This is a genomic window from Bacillus solitudinis, assembly GCF_002797395.1.
GTDB classification, from domain to species: domain Bacteria; phylum Bacillota; class Bacilli; order Bacillales; family Bacillaceae_D; genus Halalkalibacter_A; species Halalkalibacter_A solitudinis.
In genome coordinates this window covers 433,394-449,716 of the sequence record NZ_KZ454943.1, presented here as the reverse complement: position 1 = coordinate 449,716, position 16,323 = coordinate 433,394, and the positions used below count along the sequence as shown (strand labels likewise).

14 protein-coding genes are annotated in these 16,323 nt (G+C 38.3%); all 14 read left to right on the top strand.

Going from position 1 to position 16,323, the window contains the following annotated elements:
- Positions 1-109: 109 nt before the first annotated feature.
- The 14 genes from CEF19_RS02225 to ftsZ all read left to right on the top strand — a co-directional run bounded on the left by CEF19_RS02225 (position 110) and on the right by ftsZ (position 16,280).
- On the top strand, positions 110-2,029 hold the full coding sequence (locus CEF19_RS02225; RefSeq protein WP_100404569.1) for a stage V sporulation protein D: 1,920 nt from the start codon (positions 110-112) through the stop codon (positions 2,027-2,029).
- A 117-nt stretch (positions 2,030-2,146) separates the two neighbouring features.
- Positions 2,147-3,607, top strand: a complete 1,461-nt coding sequence (locus CEF19_RS02220) for a UDP-N-acetylmuramoyl-L-alanyl-D-glutamate--2,6-diaminopimelate ligase (RefSeq protein WP_100404568.1) — start codon at positions 2,147-2,149, stop codon at positions 3,605-3,607.
- Positions 3,607-4,983, top strand: a complete 1,377-nt coding sequence (locus CEF19_RS02215; protein ID WP_100404567.1) for a UDP-N-acetylmuramoyl-tripeptide--D-alanyl-D-alanine ligase — start codon at positions 3,607-3,609, stop codon at positions 4,981-4,983. The genes CEF19_RS02220 and CEF19_RS02215 overlap by 1 nt, the downstream gene beginning before the upstream one ends.
- 1 nt (position 4,984) lies before the next feature.
- Positions 4,985-5,959 carry a phospho-N-acetylmuramoyl-pentapeptide-transferase gene (mraY, locus tag CEF19_RS02210; RefSeq protein ID WP_100404566.1) on the top strand — a complete coding sequence of 325 codons (975 nt, stop codon included), beginning with the start codon at positions 4,985-4,987 and terminating at the stop codon, positions 5,957-5,959.
- Complete coding sequence (gene murD, locus CEF19_RS02205) at positions 5,960-7,309, top strand: UDP-N-acetylmuramoyl-L-alanine--D-glutamate ligase (RefSeq protein ID WP_100404565.1); 1,350 nt, start codon at positions 5,960-5,962, stop codon at positions 7,307-7,309.
- Between the two features lie 146 nt (positions 7,310-7,455).
- Complete coding sequence (gene spoVE, locus CEF19_RS02200; RefSeq protein ID WP_100404564.1) at positions 7,456-8,556, top strand: stage V sporulation protein E; 1,101 nt, start codon at positions 7,456-7,458, stop codon at positions 8,554-8,556.
- A 186-nt stretch (positions 8,557-8,742) separates the two neighbouring features.
- A complete protein-coding gene (murG, locus tag CEF19_RS02195; RefSeq protein WP_100404563.1) occupies positions 8,743-9,834 on the top strand; it encodes an undecaprenyldiphospho-muramoylpentapeptide beta-N-acetylglucosaminyltransferase in 1,092 nt (363 codons plus the stop codon).
- Between the two features lie 60 nt (positions 9,835-9,894).
- A complete protein-coding gene (gene murB / locus CEF19_RS02190; protein ID WP_198510226.1) occupies positions 9,895-10,803 on the top strand; it encodes a UDP-N-acetylmuramate dehydrogenase in 909 nt (302 codons plus the stop codon).
- A gap of 238 nt (positions 10,804-11,041) precedes the next feature.
- Positions 11,042-11,821 carry a cell division protein FtsQ/DivIB gene (locus CEF19_RS02185; RefSeq protein ID WP_100404561.1) on the top strand — a complete coding sequence of 260 codons (780 nt, stop codon included), beginning with the start codon at positions 11,042-11,044 and terminating at the stop codon, positions 11,819-11,821.
- Positions 11,805-12,521, top strand: coding sequence for a DUF881 domain-containing protein (locus tag CEF19_RS02180; RefSeq protein ID WP_100404560.1), 717 nt, complete (start codon positions 11,805-11,807; stop codon positions 12,519-12,521). Before CEF19_RS02185 ends, CEF19_RS02180 begins: the two co-directional genes overlap by 17 nt.
- Before the next feature lie 8 nt (positions 12,522-12,529).
- Positions 12,530-13,237: a DUF881 domain-containing protein gene (locus CEF19_RS02175; protein ID WP_100404559.1), complete on the top strand. Its 708-nt coding sequence runs from the start codon at positions 12,530-12,532 to the stop codon at positions 13,235-13,237.
- A 6-nt stretch (positions 13,238-13,243) separates the two neighbouring features.
- The gene (locus tag CEF19_RS02170) at positions 13,244-13,609 is read left to right on the top strand and encodes a small basic family protein (RefSeq protein WP_100404558.1); all 366 of its coding nucleotides are present in this window, start codon (positions 13,244-13,246) and stop codon (positions 13,607-13,609) included.
- Between the two features lie 213 nt (positions 13,610-13,822).
- Positions 13,823-15,100 (top strand): cell division protein FtsA, encoded by a 1,278-nt coding sequence (gene ftsA, locus CEF19_RS02165; protein ID WP_100404557.1) that lies wholly within the window; start codon positions 13,823-13,825, stop codon positions 15,098-15,100.
- 37 nt (positions 15,101-15,137) lie between these two features.
- Positions 15,138-16,280 (top strand): cell division protein FtsZ, encoded by a 1,143-nt coding sequence (gene ftsZ, locus CEF19_RS02160; RefSeq protein WP_100404556.1) that lies wholly within the window; start codon positions 15,138-15,140, stop codon positions 16,278-16,280.
- The last annotated feature ends 43 nt before the right edge of the window (positions 16,281-16,323 follow it).

Below are 16,323 nucleotides of genomic sequence, written 5' to 3'. Positions count from 1 at the left end.
AATTGGAACTTGTACCATGTTCTATTCGCTTTCGTACAAGCATACGTTAAAACAAGCTCATGTCAAATTTGACGTTACTTGAATTGAACGAAAGCGGGAGGTATATGTGGTGCGAGTTTCTAATGTAACCGTTCGAAAACGTCTTGTCCTTGTCTTGTTTTTTGGACTGGCTATTTTTATGATTATTGCCCTACGTCTTGGTTATGTCCAATTTGCCCTCGGAGATTGGTTGACAAACCGTGCAGAAGATTCATGGAGTCGAGATGTACCCTTTGAAGCGAAACGTGGAGAAATTCTCGATCGAAATGATATCGTACTTGCTACGAATGTCAGCTCTCCTTCAATATTGGTTGTCCCAAAACAGATTCAAGACCCTGTTGAGACATCAGAGAAGCTAGCTGCGGCCCTAAACATGGACCAGAAAAAAGCATATGAGTTTATCACAAAGGGAGAATCAATCGTACGTATTAATCCAGAGGGGCGCAAAATCTCAAAAGAAAAGGCTAGTGAAGTAAGAGCCCTTCGTTTAGCAGGTGTGTATATTGCCGAAGATAGTAAAAGACACTATCCTTTTGGAAGCTATTTATCCCATGTACTTGGTTTCGCAGGTATTGATAACCAAGGTTTAACAGGCTTAGAGTTATATTATGAAGAGGAGTTAAAAGGAGAGAAGGGTTATGTGTCATTTTTTTCTACAGCTAAAGGAAATCGGATGCCTAATTTGGCAGATGAATACCAAGCACCAGAAAATGGATTAGATTTACGACTGACGGTTGACAGTCGAGTGCAAACGATTATTGAACGTGAATTAGACATAGCTGAAGCAACATATAATCCGGATGGAGCAATGGCCATTGCGATGGATCCAAACACTGGTGAGATCCTTGGAATGAGCAGTCGTCCACACTATAATCCAGAAAATTTTCAAGAGGTCCCACCAGAAATTTACAACCAAAATAAACCTGTTTGGATGCAATATGAACCAGGTTCTACCTTTAAGATAATTACGTTAGCTGCTGCTCTAGAAGAGGGAGAAGTTGACCTTCAAAAGGATACATTTAATGATCCAGGCTATATTGAAGTGGCTGGTAGAAACCTTCGTTGCTGGAAAAAGGGTGGGCATGGGCATCAGACGTTTTTAGAAGTGGTGCAAAATTCATGTAACCCCGGTTTTGTTGTGCTAGGTGAAAGACTTGGCAAGGACCGGTTATTCAACTATATTGAAGATTTTGGGTTTGGGCAGAAGACGGGCATTGATTTACAAGGTGAAGGTAAAGGAATTCTTTTCAATCGAGATCGAGTAGGTCCGCTAGAACTTGCTACGACATCATTTGGGCAAGGAGTGGCTGTTACGCCAATACAACAGGTGGCGGCGGTATCTGCTGCAATTAATGGGGGGTATTTATATCAACCTTTTATTGCAAAAGAATGGGTCGACCCGTTAACAGGAGAAATAGTTGATAGCCAAGCTCCTGTAATGAAGCGAAGAGTCATTTCGGACGAAACTTCATCACAAGTAAGACACGCACTCGAGAGTGTCGTTGCGTTAGGCACAGGTAAAGGTGCATTTGTTGAAGGCTACCGAGTTGGCGGAAAAACGGGGACTGCCCAGAAAGCGAAAGACGGACGCTATCTAGAAAATAATCATATTGTCTCCTTTATTGGTTTTGCACCAGCGGATGATCCACAAATTGTTATCTATGTTGCTATTGATAATCCAAAAGACACATTACAATTCGGGGGGATTGTCGCAGCCCCAATTGTTGGAAAAATGATAGGGGACAGTTTACGTGCTCTTGGAGTTGAGAAGAGAACGAACCAAATTGAAAAAGAACTGGCGTGGAATGATGAACTGCTTGTTGAAGTACCTGATTTAATTGGTAGAACGACGAGAGAAATACATGACTCGTATTACGAATTAAAAATAGATGTTAATGGTGAAGGGAAGCGTGTACTAGCTCAATCACCCGACCCTGGCATAAAGGTAACTTCTGGTTCAACAATCCGTCTTTATATGGGTGACAAATAGTATTCTACAGTCTAAAATAAGTCTAGTGTGATTTTAGCAGGGAATCTTCGATAAACATGTTAAAATTCTATGCTAGGTGAAGAAAATGAGTGCTAGTGATTGTGAGGGGTTTTATCAATGAAAACATTACTTGAATTAATAGAAGAAATCCCGTTCGTTCCAAAAAAAGAGGAGTATCGTCAAGTTTCCGTTCATAAGATAGAAATGGATTCAAGACTTGTTGATAAGGGAACTTTATTCTTCTGTATTAAAGGTTATACCGTTGACGGACATGAGTTCGTTAATCAAGCTGTAAAGCAGGGGGCTGTCGCCATTGTGGCAGAACGTCCCCTTAATGTCGATGTTCCAGTTATTGTGGTTAGAGATACAAAACGAACAATGGCTAAAATATCTTCCTATTTTTACGGAGATCCTACGACAAAGATGCATCTTATTGGTGTAACTGGAACAAATGGAAAAACATCAGTCACGCATATACTTGAACAAATTATGCAAGATGCAAATAAGAAAACAGGATTGATTGGGACGATGTACACCAAAGTGAAGGATGTTGTTTATGAAACGAAAAATACAACACCTGAATCAGTAATCCTTCAGCAACGCTTCAAACAAATGAAAGATGAGGACGTAGAAGTGGTTATGATGGAAGTATCTTCTCATGCTCTGCATCTTGGGAGAGTGAGAGGTTGTGATTTTAATGTTGCTGTTTTTACCAATCTCTCTCCTGACCATCTCGACTACCATGAAACAATGGAATCATATTTACACGCGAAAGGCCTCTTATTTGCTCAACTTGGGAACACCTATCAAGAAAAAGTAGCGGTGTTAAACGCCGATGATCCTGCGTCTGAAGCCATTCTTGCAATGACAGCAGCAGATGTTATCACATATGGGATTAAGAAATCAGCAGATGTTTTTGCTGATGATGTAAAGATAACGAGCAGTGGTACGACGTTTATTATTCATGCTTTTAAAGAGTCAGAAAGCGTCAATTTGAAGCTAATGGGGATGTTCAGTGTATATAATAGTCTAGCAGCAATAACTGCTGCCCTAGTTTCAGGAATAAGCTTAAAGGAAGCAATTTCAAGCGTGGAGAAAATCGAAGGAGTCGATGGTCGGTTCCAACCAGTCGATGAAGGTCAATCGTTTACTGTCATTGTCGATTATGCACATACGCCTGATAGCCTTGAGAATGTCCTTCAGACTGTAAAAGAATTTGCAAGAGGGAAAATTACAGTTGTTGTTGGTTGCGGAGGAGACCGCGATAAATCTAAGCGTCCAGTGATGGCGAAAATTGCTGTTGAACAGGCTGACAGGGCGATATTTACGTCTGATAATCCTCGATCAGAAGACCCAGCTGAGATTATTGAAGATATGAAACAAGGGTTGGCTAAAGCTAGCTATGAAGTGTTTTTAGATAGAAAAAAAGCGATTTGGCATGCCGTGAATCAAGCATCAGAAAATGATATTATAGTTATTGCAGGAAAAGGCCATGAAACCTATCAGATTTTACGTGATAAAACTATCCATTTTGATGACCGAGAGATTGCAAGTCAGGCGATTAGGGAGCGATTATAATGCTAACATCAAAACTAATTGAATCTACTTTGCTCTCAACACGGCTTCAGGAAGGAGAACGATTTTTTCGATGTGTTTCGACTGACACACGGTCTCTTCAACCAAACGATTTGTTTGTTCCTTTAGTGGGCGAAATATTTAACGGTCATACTTTTATACAACAAGCCATTAAAAATGGGGCAGCTGCTGCCTTATGGGCAAAAAGTGAATCAATTCCTGATAAGTTACCTGATTCCTTCCAGTTATATATTGTTGAGGATACGTTAGTTTCCTTACAGCAGATGGCAAAAAATTATCGTGAACAAATTAATCCCAACGTTATTGCGATTACTGGAAGTAATGGAAAAACAACAACAAAAGATATTGTGTATAGTTTGCTTTCTTCGGTTAGTAAAACTATTAAAACACAAGGCAATTATAATAACCATATTGGACTACCGCTCACGATTTTGTCGATGCCAGTCACGTGCGAATTCCTTATTTTAGAAATGGGAATGAGTGGCTTTGGTGAAATCGAATTATTAAGTCATATAGCAAGTCCGAACGAAGCGATTGTAACGAATATCGGTGAGTCTCACATGGAGCAGTTAGGCAGTAGAGAAGGAATTGCTAAAGCAAAAATGGAGATTCTGGCAGGTTTACAAATAAATGGGAATGTCTATTTGGATGGGGATGAGCCTTTACTAGTTCCTTACTATCAAAACGAAACAATTAAAATTGGGTTTGCAAAAGAAAATGAAGTTGTTATTGAACAAATTCATGCTACCGATGAAGGGTTTAGGTTTAAACTTGAGGAAGAAATCTATTCGTTACCATTACTTGGAGAACACAATGTGAAAAATGCGACTTATGCCATTGTTTTAGCAAAAAAGCTCGGTCTTTCTTATGAACAAATCCAAAAAGGACTGTCGACGATTTCATTATCAGGGATGAGATTAGAAAAGATGAAAGGTCAGCATGGGGAATTAATCATTAACGATGCATATAATGCGAGTCCCACATCGATGATGGCTGCGGTAAATGCGATTAAGCATATTCCAAATTATCAAAAACGTATCATTGTTTTAGGGGATATGTATGAGCTTGGTGCCAATGAAGAAAAATTACATCGATCAGTTGCCGGTGTCATTGATGGTTCCATTACACATTTTGTCGCAATTGGTGAAAAAGGCAAATGGATTTTTGATGAATGGAAAAAACATCATTCAATAAAAACCGAGGGAGAATTATTTGAAGCCGATTCCCTTGAGAAAGCGGCCCGGCATTTAGCGGGGCTAGTTAACCAAAATACCGTGGTTTTATTTAAAGCATCAAGAGGAATGAAATTAGAACAGCTTATAGATAAATATCAAGCTATCAGAAAGGAGGAAGAGTGATTTGTTAGAACGAGTATTGCTTATAACGTTAGTCTTGTCATTTTTAATTGCTGTTCTATTGGCTCCTCTTTTTATTCCGTTTTTAAAACGTTTAAAATTTGGGCAGAGTATCCGAGAAGAAGGTCCAAAGTCACATCAGAAAAAAACCGGTACACCTACAATGGGCGGCATCATTATTGTTTTATCAATTTTAGTGTCAACATTATTTATTTCCTTTCGATTCCTATCATTTAGCCAAGAAGTTCTATTACTATTATTAGTAACTGTAGGCTTTGGCGCGGTAGGCTTTATCGATGACTATATTAAAGTTGTGATGAAACGAAATCTTGGTTTAACTTCTAAGCAAAAACTATTAGGACAGTTAGCGATATCCGTTTTATTTTATATTGGTCTTATTCAAATGGACTTCTCAACAGAAATTTCAATACCGGCCACCAATTTTTCAGTCGATTTAGGATGGTTGTACTTACCTTTAATTATTATTATGCTTGTAGGTGCTTCTAACGCTGTAAATTTAACTGATGGATTAGACGGTCTATTAGCTGGGACAGGGGCCATTGCGTTCGGTGCGTTTGCTGTCTTAGCATGGCATATAAATGCTATCGATGTATCGATTTTTAGTGCAGCTATTGTTGGTTCGGTTTTGGGTTTTCTAGTTTTTAATGCGCATCCAGCAAAAGTATTTATGGGTGATACTGGTTCTTTAGCTCTGGGAGGAGCTATTGCAGCTATTGCAATTATGACGAAAATGGAAATACTTTTAATATTAATTGGTGGCGTCTTTGTTATCGAAACGTTATCGGTCATTATTCAAGTTTTATCCTTCAAAACGCGAGGTAAACGGATTTTTAAAATGAGTCCATTACATCATCATTACGAGCTTTCAGGGTGGTCTGAATGGCGAGTTGTCGTTACGTTCTGGTTTGTAGGCATGGTGTTCGCAATTATTGGAATTTATTTAGAGGTGTGGATGTAAATGGTTATAAAACGACATTACGAAAATAAACAAATATTGGTAGTTGGTCTTGCTAAAAGTGGAGAAGCTGCTGCAAAACTTTTACTGCGATTAGGTGCGAGAGTAACTGTAAACGATTCTAAACAATATGAAGACAATATCCAAGCTCAGGAACTAGAGAAATTAGGTGTTAAAGTCGTTTGTGGGTCCCACCCACTTTCTCTTCTTGATGAAAACTTTGAATTGATGGTTAAAAACCCTGGTATCCCTTACGACAATCCAATTGTTAAGGAAGCTGAGCGTCGAGGATTACCTGTCGTAACAGAAGTTGAATTAGCTTCTGAAATTAGTGAGGCACCAATTATTGCTATTACAGGTTCAAATGGAAAGACAACGACAACGACACTTATATATGAGATGCTTAAAAATAGTACTCTTCAACCATTAATAGCAGGAAATATCGGCACTGTCGCATGTGAAGTTGCAGAAAGAGCAACTGAACAAGATGTGATAGTTATGGAGGTGTCGAGCTTTCAATTACTAGGAACACAAAATTTCCATCCAAAAGTATCGGTGCTCTTAAATATATTTGATGCGCATCTTGATTATCATGGGACAAAAGAAGAATATGTTCATGCCAAAAGTAAACTTATTGCTAATCAACAACAAATGGATTATATAGTCTATAACGCGGATGATCCTTTTGTTGTGTCAATGACAGAACAAACAAATGCTAACAAAATCCCTTTCTCTGTAACGAAGGATCTTGATGTTGGGCTATGTATAATAGACGACCAAATTGTAAAAGACCGAGTACCATTGATACATACTAAAGATATTGTTCTTCCTGGGTTTCATAACCTCGAAAATATTTTAGCCTCACTTGGTGCGGCACTGTTAATGGGAGCAACATTGCAACAAGTTAAACATGTTCTTACTACATTTAGTGGTGTTGAACACCGTTTGCAATTTGTAAAGAAATATCGGGAGCGTTTGTTTTATAATGATTCAAAAGCGACAAATATTTTAGCTGCTACTAAAGCGATAGAAGCATTTACTCAACCAGTGATTCTTCTTGCAGGTGGACTAGATAGAGGCAATGAATTTGATTCATTAGTCCCGGCTTTAGAAGGGGTTAAAGCGATTATTACCTTTGGAGAAACAAAAGAAAAAATAGCAAAGGCTGCTAAAGCAGCAAATGTTGACGTCTATTTTTCGGAAAAAGTGGCAGATGCCGTAGACATCGCTTTTAAGATTTCGATAGAAGGAGATATCATCCTTTTATCCCCTGCCTGTGCAAGTTGGGATCAGTATAAAACCTTCGAAGAGAGAGGAACATCTTTTATCGAAAGCGTCGCTAATTTAATTTAGTTCAAATGCCATCATTCCATAAAAAGAGTGATGGCGTTTTTTGGTCTAACTTCTAGTATAGAGTTGGACATGTTTTCGTGCGTGCATGCATACGTTTAGAGAGAGAGTTAACAAACTATTGAATTTGTTCTAAACGAGGTGCTGATATGGCAAAAGAAAAGTCTTCTCCTGATTTGATTCTTATGATTACAACCATTACTCTGCTTATCGTGGGGATGATTATGGTTTACAGTGCAAGTGAGGCTTGGGCATCTTATCGATTTAACGATTCATTCTTTTTTGCAAAACGTCAGTTGTTTTTTGCGAGTATAGGACTTATAGCAATGTTTTTTATTATGAATATCGAATATTGGACATGGCGGACATGGTCAAAACTTATATTAATTGTTTGTTTCGTCTTATTAGTGATTGTTTTAATCCCAGGAGTAGGGCTAGTTCGTGGTGGAGCAAGAAGTTGGCTTGGTGTTGGGGCATTTTCAATTCAACCGTCAGAATTCATGAAAATGGCGATGATTGCTTTTTTGGCAAAGTATTTATCAGAAAATCAAAAGAAAATAGTTTTGTTTAAAAGGGGTCTTCTTCCCTCATTGACTATTGTTATGACAGCGTTCGGTATGATTATGTTACAACCCGATTTAGGGACTGGCGCCGTTATGGTTGGGACATGTGTGATTATGATTTTTGTGGCTGGGGCAAGAATTAGTCATTTTGTTATGCTAGGAATGCTTGGGCTTGTTGGTTTTGTAGGCTTAATTATTTCTGCGCCGTATCGTGTTAAACGAATTACTTCCTTTCTTGACCCCTGGTCTGATCCATTGGGAAGTGGCTTTCAGATCATTCAGTCTTTGTATGCAATAGGACCAGGTGGACTAATGGGAATGGGTCTTGGCGAGAGTCGACAGAAGTATTTTTACTTGCCAGAACCTCAAACCGATTTTATTTTTGCAATATTGGCAGAAGAGTTGGGGTTTATTGGCGGATGTATCGTAATTATCCTTTTTAGTATATTGCTTTGGCGGGGAATTAGAGTTGCTTTAGGTGCACCGGACTTATTTGGTAGTCTTTTAGCAGTCGGGATTATTGCAATGGTTGCCATTCAAGTAATGATTAACGTTGGGGTTGTTACAGGGCTGATGCCAGTTACAGGAATTACACTCCCGTTTTTAAGTTACGGAGGATCTTCCCTTACTTTAATGCTAGTTGCAATTGGAGTTTTACTAAATATTAGTCGACATTCACGCATTTAAATGATATTAATTACCTATAAACCCACAAATAGGGATATTCTAGACGTTGATTTCAAAATACATGGGATATCCTCTTTTTATTTTCGGATTAAATTCACGTTTTATCAAAAAATCACATAGGAATCGTGTATAAACCAAGCTAGGTTCATGATAAAATGGTATTAATCATGTTTTTGGAGGGGACCAATGAGAGTAGTTGTAAGCGGTGGTGGAACGGGTGGACATATTTATCCGGCCCTGTCTTTAATAAAAGAGATACAGAAACAACAACCAGAGTCGAAAATTTTGTATATTGGTACGGAAAAAGGACTGGAGAACGATCTTGTACAACGAGAAGGAATTCCTTTTAAAACCATACATATTACAGGCTTTCGCAGAAAAATCTCCCTTGAGAATGTTAAAACTGTTGTAAGATTTATTAAAGGGGTTAAGCAAGCTAAGAAAATGATGAAACTCTTTAAACCTGATGTTGTTATAGGGACAGGTGGGTATGTTTGTGGGCCGGTTGTTTATGCTGCTGCAAAGATGAGAATTCCCACAGTTGTTCATGAACAAAACAGTGTGCCAGGTTTAACGAATAAATTTTTAAGCAAATATGTGCAAAAAGTCGCAATTTGTTTTGAGGAAGCTTCCTCATTTTTTCCAACTGAAAAAGTTGTCTTTACAGGAAATCCTCGTGCCTCTGAAGTAAAAGAGATAAATGCTCAAGCAGGTAAAAGTTCACTTGGCCTTCAAGAAAATAAAAAAACAGTATTAATTGTCGGTGGCAGTCGGGGGGCAAAACCAATAAATGACGCATTTTTATCGATTGTAGGAGAGGTAGGAGGAAAGGACTACCAAGTGGTCTATGTTACTGGTAACGTTCATTATGATGCGGTAATGGAAAAGGTGAAAGAGCAGGGAAATCCCGATAATGTTATCATCAAGCCTTTTTTGCATAATATGCCTGATGTCCTTGGAGCAGTTGACTTAATTGTTGCTCGTGCGGGTGCTACAACTCTTGCCGAGGTAACAGCGATTGGTTTACCAAGCATTTTAATTCCAAGTCCATATGTTACAAATAATCACCAAGAGAGAAACGCAAGAGCCCTTAGTTCAAAAGGTGCTGCGATATTACGACTCGAGAAAGATATGGATGGATCACAGTTGCTAGAGGATATAAACAAAGTGTTTACTGAAGACGGAAAATGGGAAATGATGAAAAAAGAAGCACTCCAACTAGGGGTTCCTTCGGCTGCTACAAATGTTTATCAATTATTAAAAGATATTTCACGATAAGTAGTCATACGCATATAAATAATAGAGTAAATGGATTGGTAAGAAATGAGGTTGGTCGATTTGCAAGAGATTATGAGAGAATTAAACGCCGAAAATATCGGCAGTGTTAAAGAGTACGAATCTTTATCTAACCATACAACATGGAAAATTGGTGGTCCGGCAGATATTTTTCTTGAACCGAAAGATACTGAAGGTCTTCAACATGCAATGAAAATAATAACAAGAGCGGCTCTTCCTTGGCGAACGATTGGTAGAGGTTCTAATTTGCTTGTATCTGACAAGGGAATGGAAGGGGTCGTTATTAAATTAAGTAAAGGTTTTGAGGGGTTAGAAATTAATGAGGAGGAAATCAAAGTCGGGGGAGGCTATCCTTTAATAAAGCTAGCAACTATAATTAGTCGGAAAGGTCTTTCAGGACTTGAATTTGCTGGTGGAATTCCTGGGTCTGTTGGCGGTTCAGTGTTCATGAATGCTGGGGCACATGGATCTGATATCTCAACCATATTAAAGAAAGCTCATATTTTATTTGAAGACGGTCATATGGAGTGGATAGACGCTAAGGATATGGAATTTTCATACCGTACATCTCGTTTACAAAAGGAAAAAGCCATTTGCGTTGAGGCTATATTTACCCTTGAAAAAGGGGATAAAGAAACGATTGTTAAACGTATGCAGAAAAATAAGGACTATCGTAGAGAATCTCAGCCTTGGGCATATCCATGCTGTGGTAGTGTGTTCCGGAATCCATTGCCTGATCATGCAGGTAAGTTAATTGAAACAGCTGGTTTAAAAGGATTTCAAATTGGCGGTGCGCAAATTTCGGAAATGCATGCAAATTTCATCGTTAATATAGGTGAAGCGAAAGCACAAGATGTCATCGATTTAATTAATCACGCAAAGACGACAATTAAAGAGAAATATGGTATTAATTTAGAGACGGAAGTTGAAATGATAGGTCGCTTGAATTAACTCAAATTAGAATGACTTTTTTTGCTTTTATATGGTATAATTAAACAGTTATTTTAAAATTCTTAAGTCCTTTTTCTCCTAACTTTTTTGGGGGAGAAAGGTCTTTTTAAAAGAGTACAATTAATAATATGGATGTAGCTCTTTACGTTGCTGGAATGGTCTGCCACTCTAAAAGTAGTAACGGAAGTACTCTTTGCTTTATTTAGACAAACATGAATATATTACCGGGGGTAAACTAATGAGCACGGACAAAGTCGTTACAATGAATGAACGGATCCCCTCTATAAAGGAACAACGAAAACAGAGAGCTAATAAGCGACTATTATTTTGTTTAATATTGTTTTTTTTCTTTATTGTCTTAATGGTTTATTTCCAATCGCCTTTGAGTCAAATAAAAACGATTGAGGTAGAGGGAAATTACCTTGTTCGCGATGAGTTAATCATTGAGTTAAGTGGATTAATGATTGGGACAAGTATTTGGAATCTTAATGAAGATAATAGAGTCGAAAATATAAAAAGTACTCCAGAAGTTTCAGCTGCTACTATTACACGCAAGCTTCCGAATAAAGTTGTTATTACTATATCAGAACATCCACGTGTAGGTTATTTGCTCTCTGGAGGGAAATATTATCCGATTTTAGCTTCAGGTACGTTTTTATCTCCATTAGAGCGTCATGATTTTCCATCTGATGCCCCGATCCTAGTCGATTGGAAACAGGGGAGTGAGTTAACCGAATTGGCTGCTGAGTTATCAAAAATGCCAGAACAAATAGTCGAACGAATATCTGAAATTTTTTATACACCTACAGAGACGGATCCGTTCTATATCACATTGTATATGAATGATGGCTTTGAGGTTCATTCAACCATTCGTCAGTTTTCTGATCGGATGGCTCCGTATGCTGCTATCGTTCGTGAAATCGAACCTGAAAAAGAAGGCATTATCCATATGCGAATGAGCCCGTATTTCGAAGAATTTTCACATGAGGAGGAAGAACAAAGTGAAGGTGAGGGGTAAACATGCTATCCTATCCTTCGTTCTGCTTGTTACTGGTTTTATTTTGGCGGTGAGCTATGAACTTACAAATGAAAGACAGGCTGAACTTAACCCCGGCTATGAGCGTGAATGGAGGCATGAGGATCAGCTACGAAGTCAAATAATTATGGAACAGACTGCAAATTTAAAACTTCAAGAAGATTTACGAACATATCAAGCTGAAATAAGAGCTCTAGAAGAAGACCTTTCAATGCAAGATGAGGAGCAAGAGGTACTTACGGCCAATTTATTAGAAGATTTAGAGCGTTTAAGAAAGCTAGTTGGCAATGTGGAAGTAAAAGGTCCTGGAATAGAAATTTCTCTCGAGGATGCGTCCTATGTTCCAGAAGGAGCAAATGTTAATGATTATATCGTCCATGAAGTACACATACAGGAAGTCGTTCACGAGCTGTATGTATCGGGGGCAGAAGCAATTGCAGTAAATGGGTACCGATTATCACACCAATCCTATATACAATGTGCAGGTCCGGTTATTATGGTAGATGGGAATGTTTCGCAAGCTCCCTTTGTAATAACAGCTATTGGAGACTCTGAAAAATTAGAGGCATCATTAGGAATAATTGGTGGAGTCAAGGATAAATTACTAAACGATGAAATAAGCGTAAGAGTTCAGAGAAAAGACGTGATTAAACTCGATCCTTATTTAACGGAGAGAGGGTGAAACACGGCATGGATAGAAAATGGATTTTTACGTTTATAACCCTCATCATAGGCTTCATGCTAGCTATTCAGTTTAAAACAACTCATGATCCAATTGTACGTGATACGCGAGATATACGAGAACTAAGAAAAGAGCTTATTCAAGAACAAGGGCGGCGCCAACAACTAAATGCAGAAATCGAAAAGAACCGTTCCTTGCTCTTTCAATATGAGACGTCTTTAGAAAATAGAAATGACGATATTAGTGAAGTACTAGATGAACAAATTAATATACTCCTTGAAGAAGCTGGTCTCACAGAGAAAAAAGGGAATGGAATAATTATAACAATCGATTCTATTTTTAGTGATTTTTATTTCCAAGAAAGTCGAAAAACACCTCAACCCCAATTGTTTCGTTATTTAATCAATGAATTAAATATATATGGTGCAAAGGAAATTGCTGTAGAAAATGAACGGATTATATCGACGTCTGCATTTCGGAATGTAAATGGAATTACTCATTTGAATACAAGGCGAATTCCCCCACTACCGTTAGAAATAAAGGTGATTACTGACCAACAAGAGCGACTTCATAATCATATGGTTGTATCGGAATCAATCGAGTTTTTTGAGCTAGAGGGTTACAGTTTTGAAGTGAAGATGGTTGATGAATTGGTTCTGCCAGCATACGATCGAACGCCTCGCGTGAGGTATATGGAGGAAGTAAAGGAGGACTAATGATCAATGTGGCTACCAATTATTGGGTTAATATTAGGGATACTCTTAGGTATTATGACCGAATTTCGAGTACCTACAGAGTACTCGAGCTACCTATCTATTGCTGTATTAGCAGCACTGGATACGTTATTTGGAGGAGTACGAGCGCATTTACAGGAAACGTTTGATTCTAATGTTTTTGTTACTGGTTTCTTTTTTAATATTTTATTAGCAGCAGGTTTGGCTTTTCTAGGTGTCCATCTTGGTGTAGACTTATACTTAGCTGCTATCTTTGCTTTTGGTGTTCGTTTATTTAATAATATTGCTGTTATTCGGCGATTAATACTTTCTAGATGGGAAGCAAAAAGAAGCGAACGTCATGTAGGAAATTAAAAAAATCGATTAGTAAAATGAGTTTTTAAAGGAAGTATTGAAAAAATCAAGAAAATAAGCGTTAATTAGAGGAAACAAGCGTTTCTTGTAGAATAACTCTATATATAATGAGGCTTTAAACATTTTGCTGGATAAAATTCTCAGAAAAGTTGTTAAATAAACCCTTACGTTATACTAGATGAAACGCTAATACTTTTAAGGGAGGTGCCACAGTTGAACAACAACGAGATTTACGTAAGCTTAGACATCGGTACATCCAATGTCAGAGTCATCATAGGGGAAATGACAAGTGGGACCATTAATATCATTGGAGTAGGGACGGCTAGTTCTGAAGGAATAAAGAAGGGGTCTATTGTTGATATTGATGAGACAGTTAAATCCATTCGCCGAGCAGTTGAACAGGCTGAGAGAATGGTAGGACTTTCAATAAAACAAGTAATAGTAGGAGTGAACGGAAATCATGTTCAATTGCAACCTTGTCACGGGGTCGTAGCTGTTTCAAGTCCTGATCGTGAAATTGGAGATGAAGATATTTCCCGTGTTATTGAAGCTGCACAAGTTATTTCAATTCCACCAGAACGTGAAATTATTGACGTTATTCCTAAGCAATTCATCGTGGACGGATTAGATGAAATAAATGATCCGCGAGGTATGATTGGCGTTCGCCTTGAGATGGATGGTACCATTATTACTGGTTCTAAAACAATATTACATAATCTTCTCCGCTGTGTTGAAAGAGCGGGATTACAAGTCGCTGATATTTGTCTGCAACCTTTAGCTTCTGGCGCTGTTTCCGTGTCAAAAGATGAGAAAAGTTTAGGTGTCTGTTTAATTGACATTGGTGGGGGTTCAGTTACAATATCAGTATTTGAACAAGGTTCTCTTCAATCTACTTCAGTATTACCAATTGGTGGAGACCATATAACAAATGATATTGCACTTGGACTTAGGGTATCAACGGAAGAAGCTGAAAGAATTAAAGTGAAGTATGGTCATTCGTATATAGACGAAGCTTCAGAAGAAGAGTGTTTCACAGTTTCTGCTATAGGAAGTGGTGAAAGTGATGAGTTTTCTCAATTTGAATTGGCTCATATCATAGAGCCGAGAATTGAAGAAATTTTTGAACTGATTTACCGTGAGATAACTCGGTTAGGTTACAAAGATTTTCCGAGCGGATATGTTCTAACGGGGGGCACAGTAAAGATTCCAGGAATGTTAGAGCTTGCTAAAGAAATGCTTCAGGCTAACATACGCGTGGCGATTCCTGATTACATTGGTGTACGTGAGCCTCAGTATACAACAGGAGTAGGTCTTATCCAGTTCGCGTATAAAAATGTTAAGATACAAGGAAAAGAAGTAGCTGCATCTGTTAGTAGTTTTGATTCGGAACCAGTTAGTCATAAGAGTCATGATAAACAGGTGGAAAAAAAGGAAGAAAAGACAAAAGGAAAAACGAAAATGAAAAACTGGTTTAAAGTTTTTTTTGAATAAACGTTAAAAGGTTAGAGTCTGATTAGGGGGATCTCATATGTTAGAGTTTGAAATGGATATGGAACAATTAGCACAAATCAAAGTTATCGGTGTAGGTGGAGGCGGTAGCAATGCCGTAAATAGAATGATTGAAAATGGCCTTCAAGGTGTAGAATTTATTGCCGTGAATACGGATGCACAAGCTCTTCATCTTTCAAAGGCAGAGATTAAACTTCAATTAGGTGGAAAACTAACAAGAGGCCTTGGTGCTGGGGCAAATCCAGACATCGGTAAAAAAGCAGCTGAAGAGAGTCGAGAGCATCTTGAAGAAGCTCTTCGAGGAGCAGATATGGTCTTTATTACAGCTGGAATGGGAGGCGGCACAGGAACAGGAGCTGCACCTGTTATTGCAGAGGTTGCAAAGGATATAGGTGCATTAACTGTTGGTGTGGTGACTCGTCCATTTACTTTTGAAGGTCGTAAGCGTTCTAATCAAGCCGCAAATGGAATTGCTGCATTAAAAGAAAAAGTAGATACGTTAATCGTTATTCCAAACGACAGATTATTAGAAATTGTTGATAAAAATACACCAATGCTTGAAGCGTTCCGTGAAGCGGATAACGTTTTGAGACAGGGTGTTCAAGGGATATCAGATTTAATTGCAGTACCTGGGTTAATCAATCTAGATTTTGCTGATGTAAAAACGATTATGAGTGATAAAGGATCAGCTCTTATGGGTATTGGAATCGCTACTGGAGAAAACCGAGCATCCGAAGCTGCTAAAAAGGCGATTTCTAGTCCTTTACTAGAAACGTCGGTTGACGGGGCACAGGGTGTTCTTATGAACATTACAGGTGGATCAAACTTAAGTTTATATGAGGTCCATGAAGCTGCTGAAATTGTTTCAGCTGCCTCAGATTCTGAAGTTAATATGATATTCGGGTCAGTTATTAACGAAAACTTAAAGGATGAAATTGTTGTAACTGTTATTGCTACAGGTTTTGATGATACGGAAACAACAACGAAGTCTCCACAGCGGCCATTACAATCTAAATCGCTGAAATCACAGCCTGTCCAAGAAGATACGCAAAAAGAAAGTCGTTTAGGTCAACAGCAACAGCCTTCACCTTCCTCAACAGAACCAATGGAGACATTAGATATACCGACCTTTTTACGAAACCGTCGTAATCGGTCAAAATAAGATGAGAGAAGCACTAGTTTATTGAACTAGTGCTTTTTTTTTA

Bases quoted from the DNA above. Each gene is read 5' to 3' on its own strand.
- CEF19_RS02220 (WP_100404568.1), top strand. From the start codon at position 2,147: ATGAAAACATTACTTGAATTAATAGAAGAAATCCCGTTCGTTCCAAAA.
- CEF19_RS02215 (WP_100404567.1), top strand. From the start codon at position 3,607: ATGCTAACATCAAAACTAATTGAATCTACTTTGCTCTCAACACGGCTT.
- murD (WP_100404565.1), top strand. From the start codon at position 5,960: ATGGTTATAAAACGACATTACGAAAATAAACAAATATTGGTAGTTGGT.
- spoVE (WP_100404564.1), top strand. From the start codon at position 7,456: ATGGCAAAAGAAAAGTCTTCTCCTGATTTGATTCTTATGATTACAACC.
- murG (WP_100404563.1), top strand. From the start codon at position 8,743: ATGAGAGTAGTTGTAAGCGGTGGTGGAACGGGTGGACATATTTATCCG.
- CEF19_RS02185 (WP_100404561.1), top strand. From the start codon at position 11,042: ATGAGCACGGACAAAGTCGTTACAATGAATGAACGGATCCCCTCTATA.
- CEF19_RS02175 (WP_100404559.1), top strand. From the start codon at position 12,530: ATGGATAGAAAATGGATTTTTACGTTTATAACCCTCATCATAGGCTTC.
- CEF19_RS02170 (WP_100404558.1), top strand. From the start codon at position 13,244: ATGTGGCTACCAATTATTGGGTTAATATTAGGGATACTCTTAGGTATT.
- ftsZ (WP_100404556.1), top strand. From the start codon at position 15,138: ATGTTAGAGTTTGAAATGGATATGGAACAATTAGCACAAATCAAAGTT.